Origin of the sequence: Priestia sp. YIM B13490 (genome assembly GCF_042787735.1) — a bacterium.
Lineage (GTDB): Bacteria > Bacillota > Bacilli > Bacillales > Bacillaceae_H > Priestia > Priestia megaterium.
Map to the genome: position 1 here is coordinate 841,929 of NZ_JBHZOT010000002.1, position 11,729 is coordinate 853,657.

Below are 11,729 nucleotides of genomic sequence, written 5' to 3' on the forward strand. Positions count from 1 at the left end.
ATCTCTTCGGCACTTTAACGCATAAACCTCCTAATTTTTTGTTGAAAATAGGATAAAATTTACTATTTTTAACTTTAGGTATATAGAACTTGTTTTTTTACAGTTGGAACGCAGATTTTTTTAAGATAGTATTGGTGCTAAGAGGAAGCAGCTCGGTAGTAGTTAAAGTGTGAGGCTTCATACATGAAGTAACAAGGTGATAACCAATATTGTAGCCCATCATTTCTGGATACCAATTTTGGCCGAATAACAGTTGATCATATTTCTTTTCGTCGGCGCGGAGATTGTAATAAGGTTTAACATGCTTTTCCCACATTTTTTTAGCTTCTTCAATGGTATAATAATTTGTCCACGGAGCTAAATATTTTTTACCACAATACTCCTCTACAGCTCTTTCAGCTAACCCTTCCATCATCATAGCGTCTAACAAAGTAATCGTTTCATCAGATTTATTAATGGCTTTTAGCCTGCAAACGTGATGGTATTCATGGGTAAGCACCGCTAACATTTCTTCATCGGATGTATGACTTGTCATAAACACAAATAATTTATCGGTAAAAGCGACACCTGCTCTTCCATTAAATTCACGCTGCATTTTTCGATTTCTAGGATTGCTTGGAAGCACTAGCACCGCTACATCGGGCCCATTCCATGCTTTTTTAAGCTTCTCATAATGTGCTTTAACTTTCTTCCAAACCTGTCTTTTCTTCATTTCTTCTAATTCTTTTATAAACATTAAAGAAGGCGGACACATTCCATAGTTAAAAAGTAATTCCATATATTCTTTTTCTTTTAATTTCTTAAAATAGCGCGCAAGATAACGGCTTATTTCTTTCGGCTCCGTCCAAGTAGAAGTTGAAACAATCGGCATGTTTTCCCCTCACTTTCTTCTTCCTTTTGTTTCATGATATGTTCACAGCTACTCTTTTGGTTATTAAAAATAAAAAAAATTCTAGGCATCAGCCTAGAATTTTTCATTATGCTTCGTATTTTTTAAAGATGATTGTTGCATTGTGACCGCCAAATCCAAGTGAGTTGCTTAGCACCGCTTTTACTTCTTGCTTACGCGCTTTGTTTGGAATGTAGTCTAAATCACACTCTTCATCAGGTGTTTGATAGTTAATTGTTGGAGGAAGAATACCGTCTTGAATTGCCTTCACACTAAAAATAGCTTCTACTCCGCCAGCAGCTCCTAACAAGTGTCCAGTCATTGACTTTGTTGAACTAATTGCTACTTTTTGAGCGTGGTCGCCAAATACTTCTTTAATGGCCATTGTTTCAAATTTATCATTGTATCCTGTACTTGTACCGTGAGCATTGATGTAATCAATATCACTTGGCTGTAGGCCTGCATCTTCAATGGCATGACGCATTGCACGAACGCCGCCTTCTCCTCCTGGAGCTGGCGCTGTGATATGGTGAGCATCTCCTGTTGAACCATAACCCACAATTTCAGCATAAATACGTGCACCGCGCGCTAGTGCATGTTCAAGCTCTTCAAGCACAATAACACCCGCACCTTCTCCCATAACGAAGCCGTCGCGGTCTTTATCAAACGGACGAGATGCTGTTGCAGGATCTGGATTTGTAGAAAGTGCTTTATTCGCACAGAAACCAGCAATAGATAAACGCGTGATTGGCGCTTCCGTACCGCCCGTCACCATCACGTCTGCATCTCCGCGTTGAATGACTTTAAACGCATCACCAATAGAGTTTGTACCTGTTGCACATGCCGTTACCGTACAAGAGTTCACGCCTTTGGCCCCTAAAGCAATAGAAACTTGTCCTGTTGCCATATCAGGAATCATCATCGGAATGAAGAATGGACTTACGCGGCGGGCACCTTTTTCTAATAACGTTGAATATTGGTTTTCAAACGTTTCCATACCGCCAATTCCAGAACCAATCCAAACGCCGACGTTTGGAGCAATTTCTTCTGTAATAGTCAAATCCGCATCTTTAACAGCCGCCAATGCAGCTACCATTGCATATTGAGTAAAGCGATCCATCTTACGAGCCTCTTTGCGGTCAATAAAATCTTCCACGTTAAAATCTTTTACTTCAGCCGCTACTTTAGCCGGGAATTCATCTGCATCTAGTCTTGTTAAAGGACCAACGCCAGACACGCCTGCTACTGCGTTTTTCCAAGCTGTTTCTACGTCATTTCCAATTGGTGTAAGCCCACCAAGTCCTGTTACAACTACACGTTTTTTATTCATCGTACATTCATCTCCTTCAGTTGCTTTAAAAATGTAGTGTTATTTTCCCCATCTAATAGCAATAGCTCCCCATGTTAAGCCGCCTCCGAAGCCAACCATTACAATTAAATCATCATCTTGAATTTTCCCTGCTTCAAGCTCATGAACAATTGAAATTGGAATCGATGCTGCTGATGTATTGCCGTAGTACTGGATTGTTTTAGACATTTTTTCTTCAGGCAAGTCTAATCGCTGTCTTGCAGCTTCCATAATACGAATATTCGCTTGATGAGGTACGAGAAAATCAACATCCTCTTTTGTTAAACCTGCTTTTTCAATTACATTAACAGCAGATTCCCCCATTTGTCGAACAGCAAACTTAAATACTTCACGTCCGTTCATGACAATATGATCAAGCTCGTTTTGATACAAGTGCTTACCTCCCGTACCGTCGGACCCTAGTTCAAAGGATAAAATACCTCGTCCTTCTGATACAGGTCCCATTACAACTGCACCTGCTCCGTCTCCGAATAAAACAGCCGTGTTACGGTCGTCCCAATCTGTAATCTTAGAAAGCTTTTCTACACCGACCACTAATATATGCTTGTAAGCATTGGTTTCAATAAATTGCTTAGCTGTAATCATGCCGTACATAAACCCTGCACATGCGGCACTCACATCGTAAGAAGCTGCTTTTTTTGCTCCCAATTTTTCTTGTAGCATACATGATACTGTAGGAAACGGTTGATCTGGCGTTACCGTAGCAACAATGATCATGTCAATATCTTCTGCCTCGACGTTAGCTTTATGTAAAGCTTCAACTGCTGCTTTATAAGCTAAATCAGATGTGTCCTCGTTATCGGCTGCAATTCGGCGCTCTTGAATACCTGTGCGCGTACGAATCCACTCATCTGATGTATCCATTACTTTTTCAAGATCTAAATTTGTTACAACTTTCTCTGGTACATAACGTCCAATTCCTAGAACACCAGCGTTCATATCAACCTCTCCTTTAAATAAAAGGCTTATATTCCTATAAAACCTATATCCGTCATTTCATTTATCGATTATATAATCAATTATTATGAGTTGGTACTAATTTTACTTCATTTTTTATTTTTTGTCTATATAGGTGTTCGTCCTACTCAGGTATCTATCATGCTACATATAGTAATGATACGGGACCCTCTTACTCTAGTATGGGACATTAGGTAAGAACTTACCCACCATTAAAATAGTGAAAGGAATGAGTATCATGGCAAGAAGACAAAGAAATGAAGGTTTTTCTGATTTTATGTTTGGAGCTGGGCGCAGAAAATCAAAAGAAGAAAGAGAGCGAGAGGAGTGGGAACGATTATTTAAACAAATCGATGAAATTGTACTCGCCGTCGAAGAACTAGCTCCTCTTCTTAAACAGTTTGCCCCTTTAGTCGATTTATTTTCCAAACAAAAATAACAGCTCGGATTCTACCGAGCTGTTTTCTTTAGTTGTTTTCATTTTCAGCTAATGCATCTTGCTTGCCAAGCTCATAGGCATCGTTCATTACTTTTGTTAGTAATGTCAATACCGGCTGTACGTGTTCCATTGATAACTCAACGCCTGTTTCATCTAAGATCTGTTTTGCTTCTGGCAAGTACTTCATTGCAATTTGCATGAATTGCATATTTTGCTCTTCCATAGTGAAATCTCCTTTATTAAAAACATTTATTCCTCCTTATATTAGCGAATCTATTCTATAAGTACAACTTTCTCCTTTTAATGAAGAGGTAAAAAGAATGTTCTCATATGTTTTTTTTGCAGATAAATGCCTTCTTTAGCCGTTACTTTTGAAGAAAAATGCAGCAGTTCTTTCGCTTTCCTGCTGATTTCATATTTTTCTTGAGCCGCTTCTTCCTTCACCTCCATATGAGTAATGTTTGCTCCTGCGCTCCAAGGCTGTAACTTTTCTTCAACTAAATGAACGACTTCATATGAATATGCAGCAGTTTTACAGCGTCTAAGTGCACTGACGGCATCTTCAATATAAATAATAAAATCCGTGCCTTCCATAATGTCAAAAGCCTCTTCGTACCCGGCAATATTTTTGGAATAGCACATTGACAAAGGCTGCCAAGGTCCGTAAAGAGTCGGCGTTCTGACAATTATAATGGGCCATCCATCATCTTTATATTTCTCTATCATTCGCTCAAAATGAACGTATAGCCTTCCTTCACTACTGTCCGGTTCTGGAATCGTTGTTTCTTCAATTTTTCGCTGCTGGTCTCCAAATACGCGCATGGTAGAAACAAACACAAACCGAATGTTGAATTGACGGCATTTGTTAAGCGCTTGAATGAGCACTTGCTGTGCTTTTTGCATTTCTTGTCTTAAAAAATCAGGATGATAAAAATCTCCTCCATCGAAATACGTAAAGTAGACAACATCCGTTTCTGAGGTAATCATATCTAATGACTCTCCAACTTCAGTCGATGCATAATTAGCGTTTCTCCCTAAGAAAAATTTCATCTCTTCCTGCAAATCATCTTCTTCTTTATGAGCAGAATGCGTATACCCTTTTACTTCTGTACCTTCGTCTAAAAAAGCCATACATAAATGAAAACCAATAAAGCGGTTTGCCCCTATTACTACTACATTTCCCATATCGCTTCCTCCAATTCTTCATTCATCATTTATTCAACAAAAAGCTTAAATCCCTATAGTTATAGAGGGCACTCATTCCTTATTTCAAAGAGGTTCATCTGTAAAAGCATCATGAACTCTTTTTTCATTTTATCTCTTATACAAAAAGCCCCTATGATATGTATAATCATAGAAGCTTTGCTTATAACACTTTTTCATGCTGTTTATAAAATTGGAGAAGGGACCGTTCAAACAAATAGTTTTTTTCCGGTAAATAAAGTGAAAGCATAATCGGAGAGTGAAGTTCTTCACGATGTAGTTCATATTTTTTACTGTGTGCAATTGGATAATGAGTAGAGGCATTAGGCGCCGTCCATATCTTCACGGGCAGCGCTGATTTTAATTCTGTAACAGAAGGGTACTCCTTAATTAACTTTGATACTTGCTTCCGCTCCACTTTATAAGCTTGAGTCAAGTCCTTCGTGAATTGTTTATAAAAGAATTTATTGTTTTTTTCATGTTCTGCATGCGTATGAAGATCAATACATGGATTTAGTAAACCAGCTGATCGAACGAACGTATTCCCGTCATTTTCCATTAGCTGCAGCGCTAACAGAGCCCCCATTCCTTCAGCTAAAATATGAATTCGTTTATTTAAAATTTCTTGTTTCATTACTAAATGATAAAGTTGTTTTGCAAGGTGATATGCTTCAGGAGACCCCCAATGCCGCCCATATAAATTGGAATAAAATACTGTGTATCCTTCATCTTGTAAACATTGCAACAGCTGTGACCTTCCGCCATGCTGAATCCATAAGCTAGTTGAACTTTCAACAAAATGATCTTTATCACCCAATACTAACACACCGAAACCATTCGGTCGTTCAGGGACATGTACGACATTCCATTGCGTATCTAAGCTAAAAAAGCGTCGATGTATCATAGCTCTTCCTCCGTAACTTACTAGTTGTTCCATACAGTGTATGATAGAACCATCAAAAAGCGCACTAGAATAATGCCTATTTCTGACTTATTGCTCTTTTGTTTCTGCATGGGAACACGCCCCTTATTTATTCATAAAAAATTCAATTTCTTATTTGACTGCTATATGCTAAAATGAAATCAAACTGTACTGTAAACGAGGTGAATAGAATGCGTGTCGTAATGGCTTTTGTTTGGGGCTTTTTACTAATGAATATGGCAGTGTACGTAATCTCTGCAATGACGGGCGGTACTTACAGTTTCGCAACCGCTTCCATCCTTGGAGTAGTTTTCACGCTAGTTGTAATTTTGATTGGAGAACTGGGTGTACCGAATAAACCAGCAAATAATCATCACTAAAAAGTGTTGGCTGTAAAGCCAGCGCTTTTTTTATCTTTTGGCATAAGCTCTTCTCAGCAATTTCTTTCGTTAACTCGTATTCAAAACAAATGACTGAAGCTGTTTTTTACATTTATATACATTCATAATCATTGATTATCCCAACCTTTAACTATATAATTTTAGAATAATCAAACTATTAATTTTAGGAGTGAATACTGCTGTGACTAAAGAAAAAATTGGTTTTATCGGAACAGGCGTTATGGGTCAAAGCATGGCCGGGCATTTAATTGACGCAGGATATGAAGTCCTTGTTTATACGCGAACAAAAACTCGTGCTCAAGCACTACTTGAAAAAGGGGCCAACTGGAAAGAAACCGTTCAAGAAGTGGCAGAACAATCTGATGTTATTATCACCATGGTAGGCTACCCTCACGATGTAAAAGAGATTTATTTAGGAAAAGACGGCATTATACATAATGCAAAGAAAGGCTGCTATACAATTGATATGACGACATCAAGCCCTATACTTGCTCGTGAGATTTATCAAGCAGCAAAAGAGAAGCACATTCATGCGCTTGACGCTCCTGTTTCAGGAGGCGATATTGGGGCTCAGAAAGCAACATTAGCGATTATGGTAGGAGGCGATTCTGAAGCATTCTCTGCCGTTACGCCTATACTTGAAAAAATGGGGACAAATATCGTTCTTCAAGGAAGCGCTGGTGCTGGTCAACATACAAAAATGTGCAATCAAATTGCTATTGCCTCTAATATGATGGGCGTGTGTGAAGCGATACTCTATGCTGAAAGAGCTGGGTTAGATCCAAACACCGTTTTAAAAAGTATTGAAACAGGAGCAGCTGGAAGCTGGTCGTTAAGCAATTTAGCTCCTCGCATGATTAAAGGAGACTTCGAACCAGGTTTTTATATTAAACACTTTATTAAAGATATGAAAATTGCCATTGAGTCAGCTGAAGAAATGGAGTTGTATACACCAGGGCTAAAGTTAGCAAAATCGCTTTATGAACAGCTCGAAAAACAAGGCGATGATAGTAAAGGGACACAGGCTCTGTACACCCTTTTAAAACAGCATGCCCTAACTGTATAAAAACAGGCAGCTCATTACGAGCTGCCTGTTTTTATTAATGATTTACGCTTCATTTAACGAATTCATAAAACGACTGAATGCGAGCTGCCCTTCAGTGTTTTGTTTAAACACACCTGCATGTTCTAAAATAGTTGCAAAGACCAAACCGAGCTCTTGTTTGAGAATGCTTTGGACATTTTGCTCTTCAATATGTGGATATTTTTTCTTGATTTGTTCCGCCCACTTCACGTGTTTTTGCACTTGATCATGTCTGCTGGCTAACTCGCTCAGGTTATTCTGAACTAACCCTTCGGCCACTAGACTCATTTCGTCTTTCAAACGACCGGGTAAAACCGCAAGCCCCATTACTTCGATTAAACCTATGTTCTCTTTTTTGATATGATGAACTTCTGCATGGGGATGATAAATGCCATCTGGATGTTTGCCGTTTGTTCGATTGTTTCGCAGTACTAAATCTAATTCGTACAAATCCCCTCTTTTCCTAGCAATAGGCGTGACCGTGTTGTGAGGAGTTTGATCTGTAAAAGCTAAAATATCAGCACTTTGATCACTATACGATTTCCATTTCCTCAAAATGAAATCCGCTGCTTCTACTAATGGTGCAAGGTGCGAACTTTGAAGACGAACGACCGACATCGGCCAATGAACAATTCCAGCTTTCACGTTTGGATATGCTTTAAGAGAGAACAATTTATTTATTTTTGCTTTAGCCATAGGAAAATCATGATAGCCGCCTTGAAAGTGGTCATGAGTTAAAATAGATCCTCCTACGATGGGTAAATCTGCATTTGACCCTAAAAAATAATGTGGAAATTGTTCAACGAAGGCAAGCAGCCGCTTAAACGTTTGCTTTGAAATATGCATGGGTGTATGTTCACTCGCAAAAACAATGGCATGTTCATTATAATAGACATAAGGTGAAAACTGCATGTACCACAGCTCTTCCTGCAATTCCACAGGAATAATCCGGTGATTTTGACGAGCTGGGTGGTTAATACGACCTGCATAACCAGCATTTTCTTTACATAGAAGACACAGCGGATAGTTGCTTTCCTTCAATGATTTGCTTGCTGCAATTGCTTTTGGATCTTTTTCCGGCTTTGATAAGTTGATAGTAATTTCAAGTTCTCCAAAGTCAGTTTTTGTTACCCACCTTTCGTTTTTAGCAATTCGATCTCTGCGAATATAGTGAATGTCTTTTGACAGCTTATAATAATAGCTTGTGGCTTTTTGGGGGCTTTGCTGATAGTGATCATAAAATGTCCGATTAACCTCTGAAGGCATGCTTGCAAAGCATCCCATTATTTTGGTATCGAATAAATCTCTATACGTGATAGAATTCTCGGCGATTCGATTGTTTTCTGCAGCCCAATCAAGCATGTTGTCTAAAATAGCAGCTGGATGTTCTAGACGTTCTTCTTTGACTTCTACTATAATACATTCGTCGAGCTTTAACACTTCCAGCAGTTTATTTCTCACCACATCTATATCCCATTTTGTTAATAGATTCTTTTGTAAACCATATTGAATAAGTCGGGTGATTTCTTCATGAATGTTGACTGACATACACTCGTTCCTTTCTCTATCTGTTTTCTCTTATACTGCTTCTAATGTGAGTTCACGCGCTCCTTCTCCAACCGTAACCACATAAAATTCAGCTTCTAAACTTGTTTTCTTATAGTAGGCGTCTTTTACTTCCTCAATAAACCTATCAACCTGTGCTTTTTGTACGATACTGATTGTACAGCCGCCAAAGCCTGCACCTGTCATGCGTGATCCAATCACACCTTCTTGCAACCAAGCTGCTTCTACAAGAGCATCTAGTTCTTTCCCGCTTACTTCATAGTCATCTCGCAGTGAGCAGTGCGATTCATTCATCAATTGACCAAACCCTTCTAAATCACCGTTTTGCAATTTAGCAACCGCTTCTTTTGTGCGTTCATTTTCATATACCGCATGTTTAGCGCGCTTACAATCTACTTCGTTTTGTATCAAAAATTTATGCTTTTCAAATTGTTCTTTGGTTAAATCACCAAGCGAATTAATGGAAAGTGACGTTTGTAAATCTGCCAGCGCTCTTTCACACTCCATGCGGCGCTCATTATATTTTGAATCTGCCAGCCCTCTTCGCTTATTTGTGTTAGAAATAACGAGCACAGCATCTGTTAACTGCAGCGGGCTATACTGGTATTCAAGAGTTTGACAGTTTAACAATACGGCTTGATTTTCTTTTCCCATTCCAATTGCAAACTGATCCATAATCCCGCAGCTTACGCCGATAAATTCATTTTCAGCTTGCTGCGCCATTTTTACAAGGTCCATCATATCAATATTCAATTCAAGAATTTTATTTAAAAGTACGCATGTGACTAACTCAATTGATGCCGACGATGAAAGTCCTGCTCCATTAGGAATGTTGCCGAAAAACAAGATATCAAATCCAAAAGGAAGGTCATATCCGTGCTTTTTAAAGGTATCCATTACTCCTTTTGGATAATTAGCCCAATCATCTTCGGTTTTGTACGTTAATTGCTCTAAAGAGGATTCAATAACGCCTGCTTCAGAGAAGTTTTTTGAGTACATACGTATTTTTTGATCATGACGTTTTTGTACTACCGCATACGTTCCTATACTCAATGAACAAGGAAAAACATGCCCTCCATTATAATCAGTATGTTCTCCAATTAAATTGACACGCCCTGGCGCAAAAAAGCAGCGAATAGCTTCTGACGAATGAAATATTTGTTTGAACTCTTCGATTAATTTTCCCAGCATTTATTATCACCTATTTTAAGTAGTTTTTTGGAAACGGATTCATATGTACATTGTAAAGTCCAATTTTCCTTGCCTCAATGGTAAAATTACTATCGATAATCGGTACTTTTTTGCTTATCCCTTTAAAAATGATTCTTTTGAATTGACGATGAACTACTCTTGCGCCAAAAAGGTGTTATCTTTATATGAGCCTTGACTTGCAAATGATAAGAAAATAATAGATTTAGAGACATTCCCTAAAAATAATCACGATATTTTCAAAAAATTATAGAAAAATGAAAGCGATTACGTTAAAGTAAGAATTAAGTACTACTTTATTTCAAAAAGAAGGTGAAAATTTGCTCTCACATTTCCAAGCTCAAGAATATTCAACGTACGCATACAGGTTTTTAGAATCCCGCACAAATGAAGTTGCGCAGCTATGGTCTGTTGGGTGGGATGAAGTTTTCTCTCCCCTTTATAACTGGAGCGGAAATCAGCGAAAAGACGTAGGGAAATATATTTTTCAATACACGGTTTCTGGGTACGGAATGATTGAAATAGATGGACAAGAATATAAAGTGGATGCTGGGAAAGCATTCATCGTCAATATACCTGGAAATTATCGCTATTACTTACCAAAGGAAAGTGAAAACTGGGAGTTTATTTTTCTTACATTATACGGAGATGAAGTACAAAAATGCTGGGATTATATTCAGTCAACCCACTCTCCTGTAATACGGTTTCATCCTGAATCAGCACCTGTTCAGCTGCTTGCTCAAATATATAAGCGGGCAAGCGAAAAACATATAGCAGATCCATTTCATGCCTCAAGCTTATCTTACCGCTTTGTAATGGAGCTGTACCAATATATTAAAAGCATGGACAGTTTTACAGAAGATTGGCCTGAAAGTATCATTAGCTCTATTTTATTTGCCCGTAATCATTATCATGAAGAAATCGGTCCGGATGAAATGGCAGATGCAGCTCATTTATCTCGCTATCATTTTAGCCGGTTATTCAAACAAACAACTGGGATTACGCCGATTCAATATTTAACGAAGCTTCGCATTCAAAAAGCGGCCGAGCTATTGCATCAAACCAAGTACTCAATCGAAGAAATTGCTGAAAACGTCGGTTATGCAAATGCCAATTATTTAACAAAAGTATTTCGCAAAACAACCAATATGACACCCGGGCAGTATCGAAAAAGTGATGCATCCATTGATGAGCACTTTGCATTGCCAAAATAAAAACGACTTCCATAAAAGGAAGTCGTTTTTATTTTTTATCGGGAATTTCTACTACCACAGAACCTTTTTCGTAAATAAAAGTCAATTTTTTACCCGGGATAATCATATTTTCTAAAATATCTCGTGCAGCTTGAAGTGCAAACTCTGTCCGTTCTGCCTTTTCCTGCACTTCTTCATTTTCAGCTTGAAGATCATTTTTATCCAGCGCTCTTATTTTAGTTAATGCCTGATCTATAAAATCGTATGCTTCGTCATATATAAGCTCTATACGGTCCTTCATGTGCTCATTCATGCTCCTTTGCCCATTTTGTATTATCATAAATGAATTAGATATATTCTACAACCTAAAACTGAATAAGTTTTTACGCTTAGCTCTCACGTATTTTCTTTCATTTCTTTTTATTTATTTTAAAAGAAGAGCTGCTTTTAATAGCAAAAAAAGACCATTCAATTTATCATGAATGGTCTTTTTAGGA

13 protein-coding genes are annotated in these 11,729 nt (G+C 38.1%); 4 read left to right on the top strand and 9 right to left on the bottom strand.

The features are described 5' to 3' along the window. Positions 1-97: 97 nt before the first annotated feature. From ACFX4R_RS09580 to ACFX4R_RS09590, 3 genes are all read right to left on the bottom strand, one after another. Positions 98-871, bottom strand: coding sequence for a DUF2268 domain-containing putative Zn-dependent protease (locus ACFX4R_RS09580; protein ID WP_060746425.1), 774 nt, complete (start codon positions 869-871; stop codon positions 98-100). Positions 872-977: 106 nt separating this feature from the next. Beyond that, positions 978-2,219 (bottom strand): beta-ketoacyl-ACP synthase II, encoded by a 1,242-nt coding sequence (gene fabF / locus ACFX4R_RS09585; protein ID WP_013055405.1) that lies wholly within the window; start codon positions 2,217-2,219, stop codon positions 978-980. Between the two features lie 39 nt (positions 2,220-2,258). Beyond that, a complete protein-coding gene (locus tag ACFX4R_RS09590) occupies positions 2,259-3,197 on the bottom strand; it encodes a beta-ketoacyl-ACP synthase III (protein ID WP_013081747.1) in 939 nt (312 codons plus the stop codon). Between the two features lie 256 nt (positions 3,198-3,453). Between ACFX4R_RS09590 and ACFX4R_RS09595 the strand changes: the two genes are divergently transcribed. Continuing rightward, positions 3,454-3,654 (top strand): hypothetical protein, encoded by a 201-nt coding sequence (locus ACFX4R_RS09595; protein WP_016763038.1) that lies wholly within the window; start codon positions 3,454-3,456, stop codon positions 3,652-3,654. Between the two features lie 28 nt (positions 3,655-3,682). Here ACFX4R_RS09595 and ACFX4R_RS09600 read toward each other — a convergent pair whose 3' ends face one another. The 3 genes from ACFX4R_RS09600 to ACFX4R_RS09610 all read right to left on the bottom strand — a co-directional run bounded on the left by ACFX4R_RS09600 (position 3,683) and on the right by ACFX4R_RS09610 (position 5,761). After that, a complete protein-coding gene (locus ACFX4R_RS09600; RefSeq protein ID WP_013081746.1) occupies positions 3,683-3,877 on the bottom strand; it encodes a ComZ family protein in 195 nt (64 codons plus the stop codon). Positions 3,878-3,954: 77 nt separating this feature from the next. Beyond that, positions 3,955-4,839: an NAD-dependent epimerase/dehydratase family protein gene (locus ACFX4R_RS09605; RefSeq protein WP_016763037.1), complete on the bottom strand. Its 885-nt coding sequence runs from the start codon at positions 4,837-4,839 to the stop codon at positions 3,955-3,957. A 181-nt stretch (positions 4,840-5,020) separates the two neighbouring features. After that, a complete protein-coding gene (locus ACFX4R_RS09610) occupies positions 5,021-5,761 on the bottom strand; it encodes a hypothetical protein (RefSeq protein ID WP_043980490.1) in 741 nt (246 codons plus the stop codon). Between the two features lie 209 nt (positions 5,762-5,970). Here ACFX4R_RS09610 and ACFX4R_RS09615 point away from each other — a divergent pair, with 209 nt between their 5' ends. Both ACFX4R_RS09615 and ACFX4R_RS09620 read left to right on the top strand, forming a co-directional pair. Continuing rightward, a complete protein-coding gene (locus ACFX4R_RS09615) occupies positions 5,971-6,159 on the top strand; it encodes a YjzD family protein (RefSeq protein WP_013055400.1) in 189 nt (62 codons plus the stop codon). A 202-nt stretch (positions 6,160-6,361) separates the two neighbouring features. Next, complete coding sequence (locus tag ACFX4R_RS09620; protein WP_237074507.1) at positions 6,362-7,246, top strand: NAD(P)-dependent oxidoreductase; 885 nt, start codon at positions 6,362-6,364, stop codon at positions 7,244-7,246. A 42-nt stretch (positions 7,247-7,288) separates the two neighbouring features. Here the strand turns inward: ACFX4R_RS09620 and galT are convergent, their stop codons facing one another. Next, positions 7,289-8,812 carry a UDP-glucose--hexose-1-phosphate uridylyltransferase gene (gene galT, locus ACFX4R_RS09625; protein ID WP_377569429.1) on the bottom strand — a complete coding sequence of 508 codons (1,524 nt, stop codon included), beginning with the start codon at positions 8,810-8,812 and terminating at the stop codon, positions 7,289-7,291. Between the two features lie 30 nt (positions 8,813-8,842). Next, complete coding sequence (locus ACFX4R_RS09630) at positions 8,843-10,021, bottom strand: galactokinase (RefSeq protein WP_043980494.1); 1,179 nt, start codon at positions 10,019-10,021, stop codon at positions 8,843-8,845. A gap of 338 nt (positions 10,022-10,359) precedes the next feature. Here ACFX4R_RS09630 and ACFX4R_RS09635 point away from each other — a divergent pair, with 338 nt between their 5' ends. Beyond that, on the top strand, positions 10,360-11,253 hold the full coding sequence (locus tag ACFX4R_RS09635; RefSeq protein WP_013081740.1) for a helix-turn-helix domain-containing protein: 894 nt from the start codon (positions 10,360-10,362) through the stop codon (positions 11,251-11,253). 28 nt (positions 11,254-11,281) lie between these two features. Here ACFX4R_RS09635 and ACFX4R_RS09640 read toward each other — a convergent pair whose 3' ends face one another. Then, complete coding sequence (locus tag ACFX4R_RS09640) at positions 11,282-11,533, bottom strand: hypothetical protein (protein WP_014461601.1); 252 nt, start codon at positions 11,531-11,533, stop codon at positions 11,282-11,284. Positions 11,534-11,729: the final 196 nt, after the last annotated feature.

Excerpts from the sequence above, each read along its gene's own strand:
- ACFX4R_RS09590 (WP_013081747.1), bottom strand. The coding sequence starts at position 3,197 with ATGAACGCTGGTGTTCTAGGAATTGGACGTTATGTACCAGAGAAAGTT.
- ACFX4R_RS09595 (WP_016763038.1), top strand. The coding sequence starts at position 3,454 with ATGGCAAGAAGACAAAGAAATGAAGGTTTTTCTGATTTTATGTTTGGA.
- ACFX4R_RS09610 (WP_043980490.1), bottom strand. The coding sequence starts at position 5,761 with ATGATACATCGACGCTTTTTTAGCTTAGATACGCAATGGAATGTCGTA.
- ACFX4R_RS09600 (WP_013081746.1), bottom strand. The coding sequence starts at position 3,877 with ATGGAAGAGCAAAATATGCAATTCATGCAAATTGCAATGAAGTACTTG.
- ACFX4R_RS09630 (WP_043980494.1), bottom strand. The coding sequence starts at position 10,021 with ATGCTGGGAAAATTAATCGAAGAGTTCAAACAAATATTTCATTCGTCA.
- ACFX4R_RS09615 (WP_013055400.1), top strand. The coding sequence starts at position 5,971 with ATGCGTGTCGTAATGGCTTTTGTTTGGGGCTTTTTACTAATGAATATG.
- ACFX4R_RS09580 (WP_060746425.1), bottom strand. The coding sequence starts at position 871 with ATGCCGATTGTTTCAACTTCTACTTGGACGGAGCCGAAAGAAATAAGC.
- ACFX4R_RS09605 (WP_016763037.1), bottom strand. The coding sequence starts at position 4,839 with ATGGGAAATGTAGTAGTAATAGGGGCAAACCGCTTTATTGGTTTTCAT.
- galT (WP_377569429.1), bottom strand. The coding sequence starts at position 8,812 with ATGTCAGTCAACATTCATGAAGAAATCACCCGACTTATTCAATATGGT.
- fabF (WP_013055405.1), bottom strand. The coding sequence starts at position 2,219 with ATGAATAAAAAACGTGTAGTTGTAACAGGACTTGGTGGGCTTACACCA.
- ACFX4R_RS09640 (WP_014461601.1), bottom strand. The coding sequence starts at position 11,533 with ATGAAGGACCGTATAGAGCTTATATATGACGAAGCATACGATTTTATA.